Source organism: Bradyrhizobium yuanmingense (genome assembly GCF_029167105.1).
GTDB lineage: Bacteria > Pseudomonadota > Alphaproteobacteria > Rhizobiales > Xanthobacteraceae > Bradyrhizobium > Bradyrhizobium yuanmingense_A.
The window spans coordinates 51,517-72,295 of the sequence record NZ_JARFML010000001.1; the positions used below are offsets into that span (position 1 = coordinate 51,517).

Here is a 20,779-nt window from a genome sequence, read left to right on the forward strand (position 1 = left end):
CAAAATCTGTGGTTGAGGGGCCCTCGAGCCCTTCGACGGAGTAAGGGTCGGGCAGAATCGCGATGCTGGAGAACGAGCCGAGCACGAGTTTGGAAGGTGGGCTGAAGCACTGGCTCGAAAGCATCGGCCTCGGGCACTACACCGATCTTTTCGCGCAGCACCGCCTCGATCTCGACGTCATCGCGGATCTCACCGAAGCCGATCTGGTCGAGCTCGGATTGCCGCTCGGCGATCGCAAGCGGCTGCAGCGGGCGATGGCGGCGCTGCTTCAAGCGGAAACCACGGAGGCGGAGGCGCCGCGTCCGCAAATCCGGGCGGAGGTCGGAGCCGAACGGCGCCAGCTCACCACGATGTTCTGCGACATGGTGGATTCCACCTCGCTGTCCGCGCAGTTCGATCCGGAGGACGTCCGCGACATGATCGCGGATTTTCGCGAGACCTGCGTCCGGGTGGTCAAGCAATACGAGGGCTTTGCCGCCCGTTTCGTCGGCGACGGTATCCTGGTCTATTTCGGCTATCCGACCGCACATGAGGACGATGCCGAGCGCGCGGTGCGCGCCGGGCTCGAGATCGTGCGGGTGCTGTCGACGGCGCACGCGGTCGAGCCGCGCGATGCGCTCAGTCATTCACCGGCCGTCCGCATCGGGATCGCGACCGGCCTCGTCGTGGTCGGCGACCTCGTCGGGCAGGGCACCGAAGAACGCGACTCCGCGGTCGGGGAAACCGTCAATCTCGCGGCGCGCCTGCAAGGCCTGGCGCCGCCCAACGGTGTGGTGATCTCGGCCTCGACGCAGGCGCTGCTGAAGGGGAAGTTCGACTACCGCAATCTCGGCGTCCACGACTTGAAGGGAATCCCCGAGAAGGCCCAGGCCTGGCACGTGGTGCGCGCCTCGCGGGTGGAGACCCGCTTCGCTGCGGCGATGGGTACGCGGCTGACACCGCTCGTCAACCGCGAGGAGGAGATCGCGCTTTTGATGGGACGCTGGCAGCAGGTCAAGGACGGCGACGGCCAGGTCGTGGTCAAGTTCGGCGAGCCCGGCATCGGCAAGTCGCGCATCATCCAGGAGATCTTCGAGCGGATATCGGACGACCGCCATGGACAGGTCTCGCTGCAATGCTCGCCCTATTACACCTCCACCGCGTTCCATCCCTTCGTCGCGCAGCTCAAATTCTCCCTCGGTCTCGATCGCGAGGATTCGTCCGCGCTGTCGTTGGCGAGCCTCGAGAACGCGATCGCGGCCTCTCATGGCGACGTCGAGCAGGTCACCCCGCTGTTTGCCGCGCTGCTGTCGATACCGACCGGGGACCGCTATCCGCCGCTCGAGCTGTCGCCGCAGCAGCAGAAGGATGCGACCGTCGTGGCGCTGGTCAACCATTTCCTCGGCCTTGCGCGCGAGATGCCGCTGGTGATCGCGTTCGAGGATTTGCATTGGATCGACCCGACCTCCCGCGAGGTGGTCGACCTCCTGGTCGATCGGGTGCAGAACCAGCCGATCCTGGCGATCATCACCGCGCGCTCGGAATTCCAGCCGAGCTGGAACGCGCATTCGCACATCACCACCCTGGTGCTGAACCGCCTGAGCCGGCAGTTGCGCACGACGCTGGTCGAGCGCGTCGCGGGACGCGAGCTGCCCAAGGAGGTAGTCGAGGAGATCATCGTCAAGACCGACGGCGTGCCGCTGTTCCTGGAGGAGCTGACCAAGACGGTTCTGGAATCCAATCTGCTGACCGAGCGGCACGGGCGCTACGTGCTGTCGGGACCGTGGCGGCAGCTCGCAATCCCGGCCACCCTGACCGACTCGCTGATGGCGCGGCTCGATCGGATGGGACCCTTCAAGCGCATCGCGCAGATCGGCGCCACGATCGGCCGCGAGTTCTCCTACGAGACGCTGCATGCCGTCGCCAATACGCCGGCCGAGCAGATCGAGGCGGCGCTCAGTCATCTGCAGGAGGCCGGGCTGATCATGCGCCGCGGCCATCCGCCGGATGCGCTGTACTCCTTCAAGCACGTGATGATCCAGAACGCCGCGCATGCGAGCCTGTTGCACAGCGAGCGGCGCAAGCTGCATGCGCGGATCGCCCAGGTGCTCGCCGAGATGTATCCGGAGAGGACCGAGCGCGAACCGGAGCTGCTCGCCCATCATTTGACCGAATCCGGCCAGAGCGAGGGCGCCGCCAGCTTCTGGCTTAAGGCCGGCAAGCAGGCGGCCAAGACCGGGGCCAATCTGGAGGCGATCGGCCACCTGCGCCGCGGCCTTAACGTCGTGCAGGCCAATGCGCGCATGCAGGGCTCCGACGAGATGGAGCTCAAGCTGCGCATCGCGCTCGGCAACGCGCTGATCGCCGCCAAGGGCTACGCGGTGCAGGAGGTCGAGGAGAACTACATCCGCGCGCTGGAGCTCGGCCGTCAGCTCGACGACGACGAAAAGGTCTTCGCCGCGACGCGCGGGCTCTGGGTGTGCCATTTCATCCGTGCCGATCTCACCCGCGCGCACGATCTCAGCGTCGAGCTGTTGAAGTTTGCCAAGCGCGAGCGGCTGAACGAGCGGACGCAGCCGGCGCAGCAGACCGGCTATCTGATCGAGGCGCACCGCGCGATCGCGATGACCATGCTCTATCGCGGCCGCTTCGCAGCCTCGCAGCACCATTTGCACCGCTGCATCAACCTGTACAGCCCCGATCTGCACTCCGACCTGATGGAACGGCACGGCATCGATCCCGGTGTCGTTTCGCTGTCCTATCTCGGTTACCTCCTGTGGTTCCTCGGCCGGCCCGACGCGGCGCGCCAGCACAGCGAGCAGGCGATCGCGAACGCCGAGAAGATCCGTCACCCTTTCACGCTGGCCTTCGCGCTGGTGTTCGGCGCCTATCTCCGTCAGCATTTGCGCGACGTCGAAGGCACGCGCGACTACGCCAACCGCGCCATGATCATTGCCACCGAACACAATTTCCTGCACTGGAAGCAGCAGGCGGCGATCCTGCGCGGCTGGGCGCTGGCTCAGCTCGGCGAAGCCGACGAAGGCCTCGGCCAGATGCGCTTCGGCCTCGACGAGTACGAGGCGATGGATTCCTGGCTCGCCGGTTGCTGGTTCCGCTGTCTGCTCGCGGAAACCTACGCCAAGGTCGGGATGCGCGACGCCGCCTTGCGCGCGCTGGATGGTGCGCTTGCGACTGCAAGGCGGACCGGCGATCACTTCTATCTCGCCGAGGTCTATCGCCTGCAAGGCGAGATCACGCTGGCGGGCGGCGACCCGGCGTCGGTACAGGAGGCGGAGGACCTGTTCGGCCTTTCACTGGAGACCGCACGCAAGCAGGGTGCGCTGTCCTGGGAGCTTCGCACCGCCCTCGGTCTCGCACGCTTGTCGCATCAAGCCGGCAAGCGCGAGCACGCAAGACTCCTGCTCATGCCGATCGTCGGCAAGTTCAGCGAGGGTTCTTACACGCCGGATCTGAAGCAGGCGTTCCAGCTCCTCGACGAGCTCGGTACGGACGCGCCGGTGCGCGAGCAGGCCGATCTGTGACATGAGCGATCCTGCCGCCGCGCGTGCGCGCTACGTGGAATTGATCGGAAGGCGTGAGCGGATTGCCTCGAAGCGTCTCCTCGATGCGCTCGCCGCCGTTCCGCGCGAGGAATTTCTGCCAAGGGGACCCTGGCGCATCAAGGGCGAGACGGCCCGCAGCTACCGGCTGACGCCCGACGCCGATCCCGTTCATCTCTATGACAACGTGCTCGTCGCCATCGATGCACGTCGCAAGCTCGACACCGGCCTGCCGAGCCTGTGGGCGCATTTGATCGACATTCTCGACATCAAGCGGGCGGACCGTGTCGTGCAGATCGGCTGCGGCCTCGGCTATTTCTCCGCGGTGCTGTCGATCATGGTCGGCGAGAAGGGCCGCGTCCATGCGATCGAATGCGACGAGCGGCTCGCCTCCCGGGCGGCGAGCTATTTGCGCGGCTATGGCAACGTCACGGTCGTCCACGGCGATGGATGCAAGGACGTGGGCGGGCCCGCCGATGTGATCATCGTCCATGCCGGCTTCCCGCACCCGCACCCGCTCTGGCTGCGGTCGCTCCGTCCGCGCGGCCGTCTTCTGGTGCCGCTGACCCAGCGCGACCGCGAAGGCGCCGCCCTCAAGATCACGCGGAGGGCCAGGGGGTTCGAGGCAGAGGCGATCCAGCAGATCCGGATCTTCCCCGGCCGGGGCCGCGGCGTGACCGCCCTCGACGACCGCGTCGCCGACTGGTGGCAGCGCGCCTCAGCCCTGGCGCCGCTCCGCTTTCGCGGGCTGGTGCAGGGGCTGCCGTCGGATGGCTAACACTTCGTTTCGCTTTACCTTGATTTCGATCGTGAGTTTCCGGCATCTCGCATTGCCGCTATCAGTGCGGGTCTGATGGCCATTTGAGCGTGCTCCATGCATTCCGTTGCCCTGCTGACTGCCAGCTACGCCAAGGATATCGAGCGCTTTTCGCTGCTCAGCGAGAGCATCGACACCTGGCTGTCGGGATACACGCGCCATTATGTACTCGTTAACGATGAGGACGTGCCGCTGTTCGCGCGCTTTTCGTCCGACAAGCGGGTCATCGTTCCGGCCTCGCGCTATCTGCCGAAATGGCTGTTCGCGCTGCCGCCGGCGCTCCAGCTCGGCAGTCGGCGCGTCTGGCTGTCGCTGCTGTCCTCGCCCGTGCACGGCTGGCACATCCAGCAGATCCTGAAGATCGCCGGCGTCCTCAACGCGCCCGAGCAGCGCGTCTGCATCCTGGATTCGGACAATCTGTTCTTCCGCGAGTTCGACGTCAGCCGATATGCCGGCGCCGAGACGACGCCGCTGTTCGTCACGCGCAAGGCGATCGCCGCCGACCACCCGTTGCACGGCCTGTGGCTGCGTACCGTCGATCAGCTTCTCGGCATCAAGGAGCGTTCATTCCCGGCCGACGATTATGTCGGCAACGCGCTGGTCTGGGACAGGGACACGGCGCGGGCGATGACGGACGCGATCAAGTCGGCGACGGGCCTGAGCTGGGCGCTGGCGCTGTGCCGGAAGAAGAAATTCTCCGAGTACCTGCTTTACGGAAACTTCGTCGCGACCTCGCCAGAGCACATGGCGCGACATCGGATCACCGAAGACAGCATCGCGGTTTCGCACTGGGACGATACGCCGCTCGACCGCCCGGCCATCGAAGCGATGATGCGCACGGCCTCGCCCGAACAGGTCGCGCTTTGCATTCAGTCCTATTCGTCGACGTCGATTGCCGACATCCGCGACGTGTTCCGCCTCTCCTCGCGCGAGCGGCGCGCGCCGAGCCTGGCCCCCGATCATATCGGCGATGTGGCCGCGTTCGAAACGCCGAAGACACGCTGATCTCTAAGCGCCCTTCGTGAACTTGCTGATGACGTCCATGAACGGCTTCGGCTTGAACTCGCCGTCGAGCGGCAGCGGGCGGTTCGGCTGCTTGTCCTTGCGGGCGAAGGTGCCGTTGATCCAGCTGTAGCGGTCCGAGATGCCCCAGGTCAGGATCGACCGCACCGGGCCGCTCGCGGCAACGGCCGTCAGCAGGTCGTCGACGCGCTTGGCGACGACGGCGTCGCGCTCCGCAGGACTTCCCGCCAGCTTCTGGTCGTCGACGTCGAGCTCGGTGATGAGCACCTCGAGCCCCCACGAGCGCAGCTCGGTGACGAACTCGGCGAGCCCGTGCGTGTCGATCTCGAGCTCGGCGTGAAGATGCGCCTGCAGGCCGACGGCGTGGAGCGGAACGCCCTGATCGAGCAGGTCCATGATGAGGGTGCGATAGGCGGCCCGCTTGGCGATGAAGGAATCTTTCGCCGACTCGATGTCGTATTCGTTGATCGCGAGCTTGACGAAGGGGTCGGCCGCGGCCGCCGTGCGGAACGCCAGCGGAATCCAGCGATCGCCGAGATGTTGCGTCCAGAAGGAGTCGCGCCGGTCCTTCGGGCTGCGCGGATTGTCCGGGATCGGCTCGTTGACGACGTCCCACGACGTCAGCTTGTCCTTGTAATAGGAAACGACGGTGCCGATGTGGTCGAGATAGGCGCGCTCGACGCCCTTGCTGCCCTTGATCTGTTTGGTCCAGTCCGGAATGTCGTGATACCAGGCGAGTGCGTGGCCGCGCATGGTCAGATCGTTGTCGCGCGCGAAATCCAGGATCGCGTCGGCGCGCTCGAAGGCGAACGTATGGGCGTTGGGCCGCAGCATCGGCCACTTCAGCTCGAGCACCGGCACGACTTGCGTGCAATAGGTGCTGATGGCTTCGCCGAGCCGCGGATCGGCTTGCAGGTCCCAGAGCGTGGCGGCTGCGCCGTAGCCCGGGCGGCGCTGGGAGAACTTTGAGGCCGGCGCGGCTGACGTCGATGTAGCCGCCGCGAGCGTTGCGACACTGCCGAGCAGGAATTCGCGTCGGTCGAGCCCGGTCACGCGTGCCGCTGCATCGCGGCTTCCGCGATTTCGTAATAGTGAAGCGCGCCCTTCTCGAGCGTCAGGTGGTCCAGCACATAATCGCGCGGCGCGAAGCCTCCTGCGTCGACGTGCGACCAGAAACGGCCCCAGCCCGCCGCGAAGTTGCCCGCATCAGTGAAGGTCATGCCGCAGCGCGCGTCGAAATAAGGCACCGAGGACACGTTGCCCTCGTATCGCACCTTATCCGGAAAATATTTCGGATCCTGCCAGGGTCCGCCGCGATCCCAGGCGAAGACGGGCACGCCGCTCGACAGTGCTTGCTGGCAGGCGATGCCCTGGCTCTCGTGCTCGCAGAGGAAGATCATGCTGCGGCAGCGCGCCAGCGCGGCCTTGTAATCCTCTTCCTTGTAGTGGCCGTAGCGGATCGTTTCGACCGTGCGGCCGCTGGCTTCGAGAAACTTTCGGATCGGCTCGATCAGCTCCGGCTGATACCGGTCGTAATCCCAGCGGACCTTGTCGTAGAGCAGCACGTCGATCTTCTTCTGCGCGGCCGGCGTCGGGACCCAGAGATCCGTCTCGATGCCGACGGGCCAGGCACCGACATGGGGCCAGTGCGGACGGAACATGTCGGCATACCAGGCGCACGGCAACAGCACCCGCCTCACGTCGAGGTCCTTCAGACTTTCCGGTGCGTCGATCGGATGGTCATACATGGCGACGCCGAGCAGCAGCGGATTCTTCCACTCGAACCAATCGAGCACGAACGGCCGGCCGATGATGCAGGCCAGCTCCTCCGGATGCTTCCGGATGTAGCGATAATCGTTGACGCGGTAGCGAATGCCGAGCCGATCGAGACCTGCGCACAGATTGAGCAGAACGCGCCGCTGTCCGCTGATGAAGGACTTGCCCAGCAGCAACCGGCGCAGCAGCGGCCGAAGGTGACGGTCGCCGGGAAACCAGCGGTCGTCTCGTTCCTCGAAGAAGAGGTTGAGGACCATCCTGTCGCGGCCTTCCGCGCCGGGATACGCCGGAACCGCGGGAGCAGTGGCGGTTCGACGCGGGAGGGAGGTCGATCTCGCCCGTGTTCGTTCGACAACGTCCATATCAGTCACATCTGTGCGTCGGAGGAGTCGGGCGACCTTTCGCTATCAATACTTCTTTTCTGTGATCGCGCCCGCTCCTTCAAGAACAGGGCAAATTTAACGCTAACGCGCGATAACCGCGCGCTCGCTCCATTAGCGATCCGATTTGCAGGGTTATCCGGCTATCCTTGACCTATCCTCGACCTATCCTTGGCAATGCCAGCGGCGAGCCCGATTGTCGTACCCGATCGTCTTAACGACCCGTTAATCCTGATGGCTGCCCACGGTCCCGTGCTCGCATGCTGAACCGCCATTTCTCGATTTATCTCGTTGCCTACATCCTGCCTGCGGCGGTGGGCTTCTTCGCCGTCACGGCCTATACGCGGCTCCTCAGCCCTGCGGAGTACGGCGTCTATGTCGTCGGCATCAGCCTTGCCGGGATTCTGGGCGCGATCTTCTTTGCCTGGATCAAGCTGTCGGTGTCGCGCTATCAGGCGATGTCGGCGGAGGTCGATTTTCGCGGCACGGCGATCGTGGCGTTCGCGCTCACGGCCGCCGTGCTCTGCGCCACCACTCCGCTGGTTGTCCTGGTCCGCAGCGATCTCAGCGTCGAGCTGCTGCTCGCCAGCATGTTCGTCGCGATCATGGCCAATGCGGTCGATGTCGGCCAGGAGTTCGAGCGCGCCAAATTGCGCCCCTACCGCTTCGCGGCGATCTCGATCGTGCGCAGCGTCTCCACCGTCGGCTTCGGTCTTCTCGGCATCTGGCTCGGCTGGGGTGGATTGGGGCTGCTCGCCGCATTCGGCCTGGGGTCGCTCGCCGGCATCATCCTGAACCTCGTCGGCGACCGCACTGGGATCGCGCGCTTCCAGCGCAGCCAGTTCATGCAGCTGGCGCGCTACGGCCTGCCGCTGACGCTGGCGGGATTGTCCGTGGCGGTCTATTCGGCCTGCGACCGCCTCATCGTCGCTTATCTGCTCGGCAAGGATGCTGCCGGCATCTTCGGCGTTGCCGCCGATCTGCCGCGCCAGTTCATGGTGATGATCGCATCCAGCGTCGCTGCGGCGACGGTGCCGCTGGTGTTCCGGTCGTTGTCTGAGAACAACGGCGAGACGACGCGGGAGCGGCTGACCGAAAGCCTCGAGCTGCTGCTGGTCGTGGTGGCGCCCGTTGCGGTCTGGCTTGCGCTTGCGGCGGACCAGGTGGCCGGAACGCTCGTCGGGATCGACTTCCGCGCCGGCGTCTCGGCCCTGTTGCCGACGCTGGTGCTGGCGCGGCTTTTCGGCATCGCCAATCAGTTCTACGTGCAGATCAGCTTCCAGCTCGCCCAGCGGCCGTTCATGCTGGCGGCGCAATCTTTCCTCACGCTGGTGATCAGCGTGATCCTGATGTTCGCGCTGATCGGCGGCTACGGCCTTTACGGCGCGGCGCTGGCGACCTTGGCGACCGAGGCGATCGGCTTCCTCGTCGCACTCGTCCTGATGCATCGGGCCCATCCGGTCCCGTTCGAGCTCAATCGCCTCGCCGGCGTCGCTGCCTCCGCGGCCGCGATGGCCGCCGCGATCCTGATTGCGCGGTCGCAAGTGGGCGGCACCGGCCTCGCCTCGCTCGTCATCGTCAGCCTCGCCGGCGGCCTTGCCTATGCGGCTACTGCTTGGCTGCTGAATGTTGCGAACGTGCGAACGTTGTCGCTGCGTTTCCTGCGAACATTGAACCGCAAGGCTCTCGGCGTCTAGCGGAAGGACTATTCGCGCGTCCGTTCGGTTGCACCAAAAGGTGATCCGGACATTCTGCCGCAGCGATCGAGGCCAGCTCGGGCCGCCCTCGGCTGACGGCCGCCTTCCGCCTTCGCCAACCCTCGTATATGAGAGATTTGTCGCCCGAACGTACCGAATCCCGCCACAGACGGAACGTAAGGCGGCTGCGATTTCTTAATGCAATGATTCCAATCTGCTGTGACCGACAGCAGCAGGCTGGCAGCTCGACCGAGGATGGGCATGAAAAATCAACTGGCGACGGCGCAATTCACCAAGGCGGTGTGGCGCCGGGGGCCTGCCGGAATCATTGCGCTCGTGGCGGCGGCAACGCTTGCGGCGGCCTCCCCCGCGATCGCGGCCAAGCAGCAGCGCCAGGTGGCGGAGGCGGTCGCGCCGCGGGTGGCCGGCGATCCGATCATGGCGATCGTGTCGATCAAGAGCCAGCAGGTCACGTTCTACGATGCCGACGGCTGGATCGTGCGCGCGCCGGTATCGACCGGCACCACCGGACGCGAGACGCCGGCCGGCGTCTTTGCCATCCTCGAGAAGAACCGGGAGCATCGCTCGAGCCTTTATGACGATGCCTGGATGCCGCACATGCAGCGCATTACCTGGAACGGCATCGCCCTGCATGGCGGACCGCTGCCCGGCTATGCCGCCTCGCACGGCTGCGTGCGAATGCCGTTCGGCTTCGCCGAGAATGTGTTCGACAAGACCTATATCGGGATGCGCGTGATCGTCTCGCCGCATGACACGGTCCCGACGGAATTCTCTCATCCCTCGCTGTTCGTGCCAAAGCCGGAGGCCATCGCGGCCGTGCCCGGCCGGGCCGACAAGCTCTCCGCCGAGGCGGAGGAGGCCACAAGGGCGGCCGACGAGGCCAAGAAAGCTGCGTCCGCCGCCGCGAAGGAAGCCGCCGCGCTGCCGGCCGCGCTGCGCAAGCTCGAACAGCAGAAGACCCGCGCCGATGCCGAGCTCGCCTTCGCCGACAAAATGCTCGCAAATGCCAAGACGGATCAGGCCCGCGCCAAGGCCGAGGAGCTGAAGCAGAAGGCAGCAAGCAAGGCTGCCGACGCGGCGACGCAGCTCGAGGCCGCCAAGGCCGCCGCGCAGCCGAAGCGCGATGCGGTGGCCGCGACCAAGGAAGCCGCGAAGGCCGCTGCGGCCAGAAAGACTGAGGCCGTCAAGGCCGCGACCGACGCGAAGCTCGCGGGCGAGCCGGTCTCGGTCTACATCAGCCGCGCGACGCAGAAGCTCTATGTGCGGCGGAACACGCACAAGCCGGCGCCCGACGGCGGCGGCGAGGTCTTCGACACCAGCATCGAGGTCCCCGTCACGATCCGCAACCCGGAGCAGCCGATCGGCACGCATATCTTCACGGCGATGGCGAAGACCGGGACGGGCCTGCGCTGGAGCGTTGTCACGATCGAGAACGGCGATGAGGCGCGCAACGCGCTCGACCGCATCACCATCCCGCAGGACGTATGGGATCGCATCGGGCCGACCGCGTTGCCGCGCTCCTCGATCGTCATCTCGGACGAGCCGCTGAGCAGCGAGACCAATTACCGCACCGAGTTCGTCGCGGTGCTGAGCAACGAGCCGCAAGGCGGCTTCATCACGCGCAAGCCGACCGCGCCCGCCATGGTCGCCAGCGACGACGGCTGGGACAACGGCTTCGGCTTCTTCTACCGCGATCCCTACGTCCAGCCGGCCAACCCGCGCCGGCGCAGCCAGTACCAATATTACCAGCCGGCGCAGCCGTTCCAGCGCGGCTTCTGGTAAGGGGCGCTGCCTCGGCCAACGGGCCGCAGCTACAGGCGGGCCTCGATCACGATCGCCTGGATCTTGCCCTCCACCGGACCGGATCCATGACGGGCCCGGATTGCCTCCGCGACCGTATCGGTCGCGGCCTGAAGCTTGCCGGCATCCCGTGCCTCGATCTCGCTGCGCAGCGGCGTGCCCTGGCAGAGCGCAAGGGCGACATATTCGGCTGAAGGCGCACGGCTGATTTCGGATCGGGTTTCGATCGATATGTCGCGGAAGCCCGCTCGTTCGAGATCGCCCCTGATAACGGCCTTGTCGTGATAGCCGTGCGGCGTCCGGATCATGAAACGCGGCGGATCATCGGGAAACAGCCTTTCGAGCGCGGCCGTGGCTTCATGCGTCAGCACATTGTCCTCGATACGATCCCAGACGTTGAACACGAACGTGCCGTCGCCCTTCAGGACTCGTTTGACCTCTCCATAAGCCTTCACCCGGTCCGGAAAGAACATCGCTCCGAACTGGCAGCAGACCACGTCGAACTCGGAATCGCCGAAGGGCAGGGCCATTCCGTCCGCCTGTCGCCAGGTGATGCGATCGTCATTCGCCTGGCGCTGCGCTGCGACCGCGAGCATCGGCTCGTTGAGATCCGTTGCAACGTATCGAATGCCGCGCGGCAGCGCCGCCGCCACGGCGCGCGTCACGGCACCGGTGCCCGCGGCGATCTCGAGAAGCGTGGAAGGAGAGCGTGCGGCGACGCGCTTTGCGATCTCCTCCGCATAGACGGCGAAGATCATCGGGACGAGATACTCGTCATAGATTTTCGGAATCGAGCCGGCGAAAACCTTGTCAGTGTCGGGCATGCTCGCCTCGCTGAAGGTTCGGACACGAGGTGCACGTTACCATGGTTTCCCGCCAGAGCCAGCAACGGCGCAAATTGCGGGCGATCGGTTCTACGATCTCCCGCCGACCTCGCGGATCGGCCGCGTGCCGTCCCAGCTCATCGCGGCCTGGCGGACCTTTTCGAAGAACGGTCCCTTGGTGCCGCTGATGTCGGAGATCTCGATCACCGTGCCCGGATGCGCCTGCGTGTCGAAATAGGCAAAGCGTCCCTTCTCGCCGCCGATCTGGCCCTCATGGCCGATCCTGTAGCCGAGCCCGAGCGCCTTATCGTAGAGCGCCTGATAGTCGTGGCTCCAGTACGACATGTGCTGGAGGCCTTCATGCCCGGCATCTAGAAATTCCTTGTAGAGCGAGGGCGCGTCGTTGCGCTGCTGGATCAGCTCGATCTGCAGATCGCCGGAATTCGCCAGCGCAATGCTCATCTCGACGGCGGAATCCTGGCCGCGATGCCGGAACCAGTCGGTCTTGACCCGGTCCATGTAGTACCAGGGGCCGACGCCCATCACCTCGATCCAGTGCTTCATCGCGGCGTGGATGTCCCGCACCACATATCCGTTTTGGCGCACCGCGCCGAAGATGCGGCTCATGTCCGCGCTCCTGCTCTCTTCCTATTCACGAGGGGACCTCATCCTGAGGGCCCGCCGCAGGCGGGCGTCTCGAAGGATGGCCGCACGCAAGCTGCCTGCTCGCGCTCCCAATCACTTGACCTCGATGCCCGCGTCCTTGGCAACCTGCTTCCAGGCCGTGATGTCGCGCGCGTTGATGTCGCGCTGCTCCTCGCCGGGCACGAATTGCGGGGTGATGCCGAGCGCCAGCAGCTTCTGCTTCACGACATCATCGCCAAGGGCCTCCTTCAGCGCCGCCGACAGCTTCTGCGCGATCGGCGGCGCGACACCGGCCGGCGCATACATCGCCCAGGACAGGCTGCGGTCGAATGCCACTCCCTGCTCCTTGTAGCTGGCGATTTCGGGCAGGCTCGGCGACCGCTCGCCGCAGGCCGCCAGCGCCTTGATCGAGCCCTCCTTCACCAGCGGCGTTGCGGTGGCGACGTCGAGCGTCGCAAGCGAAATGTGGCGGCCGAGCAAATCGCCGGCCAGCTTTGCGATGCCGTTGAACGGCACATGGTCCATCCTGATGCCGGTCTGCTGCATCAGGATTTCCGCGCAGAATTGCCCGGTCGAACCGACGCCCCAGCTGCCGTACTGGATCGGCTCGCCCTTCTTGGCCAGCGCGACCAGACCCTTGATGTCGTTGGCGGCAAAGTCCTTGGTCGCCACCAGCATGATGGAGGAGACGCCGACGCGCCCGATCGTCGTGAAATCCTTGATCGGATCGTAGGGCAGTTTTGGATAGATCGCGGGCGCCAGCACATGCGTGGTCATGCCGCCGACGGTAATGGTGTAGCCGTCATTGGCGGATGTCGCGACCATCTGCGTGCCGATCGTGCCGGCGGCGCCGGTGTGGTTCTCGATATAGATGCTCTGCCCGAGCGTCTTGCCCATCCTGTCCGCAAGCAGCCGGCCGACCACGTCGCCACCGCCGCCGGCCGCATAAGGCAGCAGCATCCTGATCTTGCGGGTGGGGTAGGCGGCTGGGTCCTCGGCGCGGGCGGGCGCCGCCGCAGACAAGATCAGCAGCAATGATGCGACGATGCGAAGCGCTGCGATGGTTTGAGCGGGTAAAAGGCGAGCGTGGCTTGCCATGGCGTTGTTCCCCCAATTGCTCTCCGCTTATCGAGCGGAGTTGAAACGAACGATCGTTCGTACGGTTGACTAGCGAACGAGCGTTCGTTAGTCAAGCATCATGGCTGTCCACACCTCCAGCGCGGCGGCAGCGGCTGCGCCCACGACGCGCGAGCGCATCCTCACCGAAGCGCTCAATTTGTTCGCGCAGAGCGGCTATGGCGGCGCCTCGATGCGCGAGCTCGCGCGCCGCGTCGGCATCCGCGAGAGCAGCCTCTACAACCATTTCCCCGGCAAGGCGGCGATCCTCGAGGCGATCGTCAGCGAGCACGGTCCGGCCAGCTCGGCGAGCCGGCTGGAGGAGCCGCGCTACAGGCAGCTGGTGCGGCAGCCAGCGGAGTTCTGCCGGCAGTTCGCGCTCGACCTGGTCGAGCAATGGTCCGATCCGCGCGAGCACCAGTTCCAGAAGGTCATCACCGCCGAGCGCAACCGCGTGCCCGGCATCCGCGCCAAATTCGCCGATCATTTCTACGCGCGCGAGCAGAGGCTGATGACGGACTATTTTCGCGGCTTCGCGCTCGCCGGCCTGATCTCGACGCCCGACCCGCGCGAGACCGCGCGGCTGTTCGCCGCCGGTCTGATCTACATCCGCCTCGAGCATTACGTGATGGGCGCGGTGCCGTCGCCGCGGCCGAAGGTGATCGAGGCGATCGACCGCTATCTCGCCTTCTTCCTGTCGCTGATCGCGGCAGGCGGTGACGCCGACAACAAGAAACGAAAGTTCAAGGGAGAAACGCGTGGCAAGGCTGCCCCTGATTGATCCGGAGACGACGAGCGGCGACATCCGCGCCTCGTTCGACCGCATGCCGGTCAAGCTCAACATCTTCCGCATGATGGCCCATGCCGAGGCCAACATGATCCCGGCGATGCGTCTCGGCAATTCCATCCTGCACAAGCAGAAGCTCAGCGCGGTCAACCGCGAGCTTCTGATCCTCCAGTCCGCCCAGCTCGAAGGTGGCGCCTACGAGTGGCGCCAGCACGTGCCGATCGCGCTCGGCGTCGGCTGCACGCAGGACCAGATCGACGCCGTCGACCGTAGTGACTACGACGCCGCCGGCCTGAGCGAGGCCGAGCGCGCGCTGCTGAAGTTCGGCCGCGAGGTGGTCGAGAACGTCCGCGTGGCGGAAGTGACCTTCGCGGCCGTGCGAAAACATTTCAGCGACCAGGAAATCGTCGAAGCCATCGTCGCGCTCGGCTTCTACATGATGATGGCGCGCCTGACCGAAGCAACGGAAACCGATCTCGATCCCGCCGCCGGCATGCAGGTCTATGACGGCGGCAAGAAGCCAGGCGGCTGAGATGGCGGACAGCGAGAGCAAGCCGGAGCGCTATGTCCGTCCGCCCAGCAAGGAATCATCCGGGCAAGCGCCGGGCAGGGGGCGCCTGAAGGGACGCCGCGTCCTGATCGTCGGCGGCGGCCAGCGCGTGTTCGATGCTGCGAGCGATCCGATCGGCAACGGCCGCGCCATGAGCATCCTGTGCGCCCGCGAGGGCGCCAAGGTCGCGGTCGGCGATCTCGATCGCAGCTCCGCCGAGCAGACGGTTAAGCGCATCACGGATGAAGGTGGCGAGGGTTTTGCCATCGCGGCCGACGTCACCTCGGAGGCCGACGTCGTCCGCATGATCGACGAAGCGCACCGCGCCATGGGCGGGCTCGACGGCATGGTGCTGAACGTCGGCACCTTCGGCAAGGTCGGGCTCGATGCCGTCAGCCCCGAGGAGTGGAACAAGATCTACGACGTCAATGTCCGCGGCCCCATGCTGTGTTGCCGCGCCGGCTTGCCGAAATTCGACGATGGCGGCGCCATCGTCTTCATCTCCTCCATCGCCGCGCTGAAGGCGGGCTCGCAGATGGCGGTGTACGATTCCTCGAAAGCCGCGCTCGGCGGCCTCATGCGCAACATCGCCCATCTCGGAGCCCGCCGCGGCATCCGCGCCAATCTCGTCTATCCCGGCCTCGTCGACACCCCCAACGGCCGCGAAGCCGGCGCCGGCCGTCCCTCCCGCGGCAAGAGCCACATCCCGTTCGGCCGCCAGGCGACAGCCTGGGAGATTGCTTATGCCGTGCTGTTCTTCCTCTCGGATGAAAGCGTCTACGTCACCGCACAGACCCTCGCGGTCGATAGCGGCTTGAGCGGGATGTAGACGATATCCTATCGTTTGGCCGACCGCGCGCGACAAACGAGATGATCGAGCGAGATGTGCCCCGGCCCGTAAGCCATGAGGGCAAGTGCCATCGCTGCCCAGGTGAGATGGATCGGCCAGCCGTCGGGCACCGTGAGCTCGACGATCACCGTCATCACCAGCAGTCCAAGCGCTGCGAACCGAGTGCCCAGACCCAGCACCAGCAGGATCGGGAACATGATCTCGCCGGAGCCCGAGAGAAAGGCCATCACCGTCGGGGCCGGAAAGTGATAGGGACCGCCGGGCAGATGCAGCATGAATTCGTCGCTGAACAGCGTTACTGCCGTGTCGTTGAGCTTGAGGAAGCCGTCCCATTTGAGCAGGCCCGAGCGCCAGAACGGCACGGCGAGCGCAAGGCGCAGCACCAGCAGGACCAGCGATGGCACTGCGAGCGCCTGCACCAGATGATTGGCTCTGTCGATGAGTGCTCCGGGCGACGGCAGGCCGCTGGCGGGCGTCATGGGTTGCTCCGTGATCATGATGGGTCTCCGCAACAGAGCGAGGTGAAGGCGCCGGCTTCGATCAGCCCGGCAATGTTCGCGGCGATGTCGAATTCGCTTGCCGCCTCCAGCGCCGCCGCAGCGGCTTCGCCGAGCGGCCGGCCCGACACGAGATGGTGCGCGAAGACCGCGCCTCCGGGTGGCAGGCGGCGCACGGCGACGTCGAATTCGCCTCGCGTGATCAGGGCATCTTCCGGCGTCGAGGCATCGATTCGCATGACCGGTGCGTCGTCGCGGTTGGCCGCAAAGATCGTCACGGCAGCGTAATTCGAACGCAGGCATCGCGCGGCCGGGTGCGGAATGAACACCAGATCAGCCAGGCGGTCGGGTGTCACTGCCGAGAGCCGGGCCGGCGACAGCGGGACGGCGTCGGCGGCGTGATAGGCATCGAGCCAGGCCCGCTCGAGACGCGCGACGTCGGCGAGCCAGGGCATATCTTGCGCATGCTCGTAAGCTTCGATGAACTCCGGGAAATCGCGGCCGTATTCAAACAGCAGCGGCGATGTCGGCGGCTTGCTGCGCACATGCAAGCGCGCCATCGCGCGGAAGAAGTCCATGCCGGTGATGCGCTGCACCGCCGGATAGATCGCGGCGAGCGCGTCGATCAGGCTGACCGTGACATTGTTGCGGTAGACGTCGTAGCGCCGGCCAGCGGCCTTGCCGTTCGGGCCGGTCACGAGCTCAGGCGTGCTGCGCGCCGGATCCAGCAGCGCCGGCGCGAACGATGCGGCAAAGCACAGACCGGGCTCAGGCGGCATGACGCTCTCCTGCCGGCGCGGCGGACTGATGGCGATCGAGGATCGCCTGGGCGGCAGCGGCTTCCGCTTGCAGCACCGGCCAGTCCGGAATCTTGCTGTCCCATTCGATAAGGGTCGGCACCGGCCCGCGGCGGCGGATCACGATCTCGTAGAGCTTCCAGACGGCGTCGGCCACCGGGCCATCGTGGCTGTCGATCAACAGCAGGTCACCTTCGTCGTCGGCCTGCTCGGCATGCCCGGCGAGATGAATTTCCTCGACGCGCGACAGCGGGAAATCAGCGAGGTAGTCGAGCGCCGAATATCCATGGTTGGCCGCGGAGACGAATACGTTGTTGACGTCGAGCAGCAGGCCGCAGCCGGTGCGCTCCGCAACGGCGCGGATGAATTCGGTCTCGTGCATCGAGGATTCGCGGAAGGCGAGATAGGTCGACGGGTTTTCCAACAGCAGCGGCCGCCGGATCGCCTCCTGCACCTGATCGATGTGATCGCAGACGCAAGTCAGCGTCGCCGCGGTGTAGGGCAGGGGCAACAGATCGTTGAAGAAGCTGGTCTCGTGCGTCGACCAGGCGAGATGCTCGGAGACCAGTGCCGGCTGATAGCGCGCGACCAGGCCACGGAAGCGCGCCAGATGCGCCTTGTCGAGCGGCCGGGGCCCGCCGATCGACATGCAGACGCCGTGCAGCGAGAGCGGATGATCGCGGCGGATCGCCTCCAGTGCGCGATGCGGCGGCCCGCCGGCGCCCATGTAGTTCTCGGCGTGGACCTCGAAGAAGCCGCCCCGAGGCTTTGCCTCGAGGATTGCCGGGAGGTGCTCGGGCTTGAAGCTCGTCCCGGCAACGCCGCCGATCGGCGTTGCGAAGCGGAGCGGCAGCGCTGCTGGCGGGGCCGGCTTGATTGTGCTCATCGTGCTGCTCCGTTCGCGCTTGCCGTTGCGCCGGCCGTTACACCGGCTTCAGCGAACCCTTCTTGCCGCCCGGCAGCTCGATGCTGGTGCAGGTGCCGCCCTTGACGAATTTCCAGGCATTACCCTGGTAGTCCACGGTCGAGGTGCCCTGGCAGGTGGTGCCCGGTCCCGCCGCGCAATCGTTCTGGCCTTTCAGTGCGACGCCGAAGCACTTCTCTTTCTTGGCGGCGACGGCGGCATCGGCTTCGGCCTTGCTCAGAGGGGCGGCGGAGGCAAGGGTCGCGAGGGCGGTCGACATCGCACCGGCGAAGACCAGGGAGGTGACGGTATGTTTGGCAGACATCGAGGTTCTCCTGTTCGAGGTGGCATCGCCTGGCGGGGATGCGCGCATGGTCTCCTTCGCTCCGCGTGCCGCCCGCGTTACGGCGGACTGCTCACAAATCCGTGAGACCGGTTGGGATCGGGCGCACGGGCGGTGCGCTTGGGTGAGGAGTAGCGGGCAAGTGGGGGGTAAAGCCAATGCCTTGGCGCTATCGACACGTTAGAGCGAGAGCATTGGATGCGTCTGACCAAACTTGGCAGAGGTAACGGACGGTAGGAAATCTGCGTAGAGCGATGACAGGAGTCGCGCCCACCCAAAGGCGGATAAAACCATGAATGTCGATCCCGGACGCCAGCTTCGCGCGATCGCAAGGATGACGGTGAGCATCCGCCTTGCGGTCTCCGCGCTGGTCCTCGCCGCGATCCTGCTGACCGCGGCGCTCTCCAGCCTGCTATGGTGGCGCACGGCGGAGGCGGCCAGCCGGCAGCTCGCCTCGACCATCAACGAGCAGATCGTCGCGGCGGTGCGCAAGGAGGTCTCGGCCATCGTCGACGAGGCGCGGGCCGCGCACACCGCGATCCGCACGCTATTCCTCCAGAACGTGCTCGACACCCGCGAGGCCGACAAGCGCGAATTCGTCTTCCTCTCGCAATTGCAATCGCAGGCCACGATTTCCTGGGTCGCGTTCGGCTGGCCTGACGGCTCCTTCTTCGCCGCGCACAAGCTCGGCGATCGGCGCCTGGAGATGATGGAGATCTCGCTGACGGATCATCCGGGCGAGCGCCGCGTCGACGAATACGACGTGGTGCCCGGCGACATCGAGTTCGCCAACCGCCGCTTCGAGCCGACCGATTTCCGCGTCGCCGATCAGGCCTGGTTCAAGGCCGGCCTCGGCGCGGACGACCCGCAATGGTTCAGGGTGATGGACCACGCGACCGGCGAGCGGCCGTCGATCGCCTTCGCCGGCCCGATCGACGTCTACCAGGAGCGCCAAGGCGTGCTTGCCGTCATCATCGAATATACCAGGCTCGCGCGCTTCCTGTCGCAGCTGGAGGTCGGGCGCACCGGCACCGCCTTCATCGTCGACGGCAGCGGTGAGCTTGTCGCGGCGCCCGATAAGGACGCCGACGAGCTCCATCCGGCGCGTGGCGACACGGCGCTGCTGCCGCTGGCGCGCGCAGCGCTCGACCAGGCCGGGGACGCCGGCCGCAAGGAGGCGTGGCGAAGTCGGCTCATCTCGGGCGGCGCGGCCTATGAGGTTGCGCTGACGCCGCTGCCGTTTCCCGGCTGGTCGCTCGCGACCGTGATTCCCGAGGCCGAATTTCTCGGGCCGGTCGAGACGACATTGCACCGGCTCATCCTCGGTCTCGCCGTCGGCGCCGTGCTCGCGGCGCTGGCCTCGGCGATGCTGGCGCGGTCCGTCATCGCCGCGCCGCTGTCGCGCGTCGTCGGCGAACTGCGCCATGTCGAAGCCTTCGCGCTGGAGCAGGTCCGTCGCCATCCGTCGCGGCTGAAGGAGATCGCAAGCCTGTCGGGTGCGATCGCGGAGATGGCGGCCGGCCTGTCCGCATTCCGCAAGTTCATCCCGGCCGATCTCGTCCGTGGCCTGCTGCGCCAGGGCGTCGAGGCGAAGCCCGGCGGCAGCGTTCAGGAGCTCAGCGTGATGTTCATCGACATCGCCGGCTTCACCGGACTGTCGGAGCGGCTCGGCGATCGCGTCGTGCCGCTGCTGTCGCGCTATCTCGACCTCACCTCGGAGATCATCGTCGCCAATGGCGGCACCATCGACAAGTTTATCGGCGATGCCGTGATGGCGTTCTGGGGCGCGCCGCAGCCGCAAGGCGATCACGCCGCGCGATGCTGCCGCGCCGCGCTCGCCTGCCGCCGGGCGATCGACGAATCGGGCCTCGTCGACGATCTCGGTCAGCCGCTCCAGATCCGCATTGGCATCAATTCCGGCCGCATGCTGGTCGGCAATATCGGTTCGGAGCTGCGGCTGAACTACACCGTGATCGGCGATGCCGTGAACGTCGCGAGCCGGCTCGAAGGCGCCAACAAATCCTACGGCACACAGATCCTGATCGGCGCGGCGACCGAACGTCTGGCGCGCGGTGCCGTCGTCGCGCGCGAGGTCGACAGCATCGCGGTCTACGGACGCGAGGAGGGACTCTCCGTTCACGAGCTGATCGGGATGGTGAACGAGATGGCGGTTGGCAGCATCGGCTGGATCGCCGACTACGAGCGCGGCCTCGCCGCCTATCGCGCCCGCCGCTTTGCCGATGCGCTGGCCGATTTCGAGGCGGTGCTGAAGCAGCGCGGCGACGATCGCCCGGCCGAGCTGATGCGTGACCGCTGCCGTCGGCTCGCTGCAGCTGCGCCCGACGTCAGCTGGCGGCCTGTGGCGGCATTGGCGTCGAAATAGCGCTCTAACCGCGCTACAATCGGGTACAAG

General features: G+C 66.0%; 18 protein-coding genes. 9 read left to right on the plus strand and 9 right to left on the minus strand.

Annotated features, from left to right (window positions below; genetic code table 11):
* The first annotated feature begins 62 nt into the window (after window positions 1-62).
* From P0R31_RS00245 to P0R31_RS00255, 3 genes are all read left to right on the plus strand, one after another.
* Window positions 63-3,521, plus strand: a complete 3,459-nt coding sequence (locus tag P0R31_RS00245) for an ATP-binding protein (RefSeq protein WP_275512359.1) — start codon at window positions 63-65, stop codon at window positions 3,519-3,521.
* A gap of 1 nt (window position 3,522) precedes the next feature.
* Window positions 3,523-4,317, plus strand: a complete 795-nt coding sequence (locus tag P0R31_RS00250) for a protein-L-isoaspartate O-methyltransferase family protein (RefSeq protein WP_275512360.1) — start codon at window positions 3,523-3,525, stop codon at window positions 4,315-4,317.
* A gap of 96 nt (window positions 4,318-4,413) precedes the next feature.
* Window positions 4,414-5,361: a DUF6492 family protein gene (locus P0R31_RS00255; RefSeq protein WP_275512361.1), complete on the plus strand. Its 948-nt coding sequence runs from the start codon at window positions 4,414-4,416 to the stop codon at window positions 5,359-5,361.
* A 3-nt stretch (window positions 5,362-5,364) separates the two neighbouring features.
* Here the strand turns inward: P0R31_RS00255 and P0R31_RS00260 are convergent, their stop codons facing one another.
* Together P0R31_RS00260 and P0R31_RS00265 are read right to left on the minus strand one after the other, a co-directional pair.
* Complete coding sequence (locus tag P0R31_RS00260) at window positions 5,365-6,432, minus strand: endo-1,4-beta-xylanase (RefSeq protein ID WP_275512362.1); 1,068 nt, start codon at window positions 6,430-6,432, stop codon at window positions 5,365-5,367.
* Window positions 6,429-7,517 carry a glycosyltransferase family 1 protein gene (locus P0R31_RS00265; RefSeq protein ID WP_275512363.1) on the minus strand — a complete coding sequence of 363 codons (1,089 nt, stop codon included), beginning with the start codon at window positions 7,515-7,517 and terminating at the stop codon, window positions 6,429-6,431. Before P0R31_RS00265 ends, P0R31_RS00260 begins: the two co-directional genes overlap by 4 nt.
* 278 nt (window positions 7,518-7,795) lie before the next feature.
* Between P0R31_RS00265 and P0R31_RS00270 the strand changes: the two genes are divergently transcribed.
* Together P0R31_RS00270 and P0R31_RS00275 are read left to right on the plus strand one after the other, a co-directional pair.
* The gene (locus tag P0R31_RS00270; RefSeq protein ID WP_275512364.1) at window positions 7,796-9,232 is read left to right on the plus strand and encodes a lipopolysaccharide biosynthesis protein; all 1,437 of its coding nucleotides are present in this window, start codon (window positions 7,796-7,798) and stop codon (window positions 9,230-9,232) included.
* Window positions 9,233-9,493: 261 nt separating this feature from the next.
* Complete coding sequence (locus P0R31_RS00275) at window positions 9,494-11,035, plus strand: L,D-transpeptidase (protein WP_275512365.1); 1,542 nt, start codon at window positions 9,494-9,496, stop codon at window positions 11,033-11,035.
* A 29-nt stretch (window positions 11,036-11,064) separates the two neighbouring features.
* Here the strand turns inward: P0R31_RS00275 and P0R31_RS00280 are convergent, their stop codons facing one another.
* From P0R31_RS00280 to P0R31_RS00290, 3 genes are all read right to left on the minus strand, one after another.
* A complete protein-coding gene (locus P0R31_RS00280) occupies window positions 11,065-11,877 on the minus strand; it encodes a class I SAM-dependent methyltransferase (protein WP_275512366.1) in 813 nt (270 codons plus the stop codon).
* A gap of 90 nt (window positions 11,878-11,967) precedes the next feature.
* A complete protein-coding gene (locus P0R31_RS00285; RefSeq protein ID WP_275512367.1) occupies window positions 11,968-12,504 on the minus strand; it encodes a VOC family protein in 537 nt (178 codons plus the stop codon).
* A gap of 111 nt (window positions 12,505-12,615) precedes the next feature.
* The gene (locus P0R31_RS00290; protein ID WP_275512368.1) at window positions 12,616-13,620 is read right to left on the minus strand and encodes a Bug family tripartite tricarboxylate transporter substrate binding protein; all 1,005 of its coding nucleotides are present in this window, start codon (window positions 13,618-13,620) and stop codon (window positions 12,616-12,618) included.
* Between the two features lie 100 nt (window positions 13,621-13,720).
* On the opposite strand from P0R31_RS00290, the gene P0R31_RS00295 reads away from it, so the two are divergent.
* The 3 genes from P0R31_RS00295 to P0R31_RS00305 are packed head-to-tail and all read left to right on the plus strand — an operon-like array spanning window position 13,721 to window position 15,804.
* Window positions 13,721-14,419 (plus strand): TetR/AcrR family transcriptional regulator, encoded by a 699-nt coding sequence (locus P0R31_RS00295; RefSeq protein WP_275512369.1) that lies wholly within the window; start codon window positions 13,721-13,723, stop codon window positions 14,417-14,419.
* On the plus strand, window positions 14,397-14,957 hold the full coding sequence (locus P0R31_RS00300) for a carboxymuconolactone decarboxylase family protein (protein ID WP_275512370.1): 561 nt from the start codon (window positions 14,397-14,399) through the stop codon (window positions 14,955-14,957). Before P0R31_RS00295 ends, P0R31_RS00300 begins: the two co-directional genes overlap by 23 nt.
* Window position 14,958: 1 nt before the next feature.
* On the plus strand, window positions 14,959-15,804 hold the full coding sequence (locus tag P0R31_RS00305) for an SDR family NAD(P)-dependent oxidoreductase (protein ID WP_275512371.1): 846 nt from the start codon (window positions 14,959-14,961) through the stop codon (window positions 15,802-15,804).
* Window positions 15,805-15,812: 8 nt separating this feature from the next.
* On the opposite strand, the gene P0R31_RS00310 is transcribed toward P0R31_RS00305, so the two are convergent.
* Genes P0R31_RS00310 through P0R31_RS00325 form a run of 4 tightly spaced genes read right to left on the minus strand, consistent with a single transcriptional unit; the run spans window position 15,813 to window position 18,348 of the window.
* Window positions 15,813-16,322 carry a DoxX family protein gene (locus P0R31_RS00310; RefSeq protein ID WP_275512372.1) on the minus strand — a complete coding sequence of 170 codons (510 nt, stop codon included), beginning with the start codon at window positions 16,320-16,322 and terminating at the stop codon, window positions 15,813-15,815.
* Window positions 16,319-17,101: a DNA-binding domain-containing protein gene (locus P0R31_RS00315; RefSeq protein ID WP_275512373.1), complete on the minus strand. Its 783-nt coding sequence runs from the start codon at window positions 17,099-17,101 to the stop codon at window positions 16,319-16,321. The genes P0R31_RS00310 and P0R31_RS00315 overlap by 4 nt, the downstream gene beginning before the upstream one ends.
* Window positions 17,091-18,005: an MNIO family bufferin maturase gene (gene bufB, locus P0R31_RS00320; RefSeq protein WP_275512374.1), complete on the minus strand. Its 915-nt coding sequence runs from the start codon at window positions 18,003-18,005 to the stop codon at window positions 17,091-17,093. Before bufB ends, P0R31_RS00315 begins: the two co-directional genes overlap by 11 nt.
* A 37-nt stretch (window positions 18,006-18,042) precedes the next feature.
* Window positions 18,043-18,348, minus strand: coding sequence for a BufA1 family periplasmic bufferin-type metallophore (locus tag P0R31_RS00325; RefSeq protein WP_275512375.1), 306 nt, complete (start codon window positions 18,346-18,348; stop codon window positions 18,043-18,045).
* A 310-nt stretch (window positions 18,349-18,658) separates the two neighbouring features.
* On the opposite strand from P0R31_RS00325, the gene P0R31_RS00330 reads away from it, so the two are divergent.
* Window positions 18,659-20,749, plus strand: a complete 2,091-nt coding sequence (locus P0R31_RS00330; RefSeq protein ID WP_275512376.1) for an adenylate/guanylate cyclase domain-containing protein — start codon at window positions 18,659-18,661, stop codon at window positions 20,747-20,749.
* Window positions 20,750-20,779: the final 30 nt, after the last annotated feature.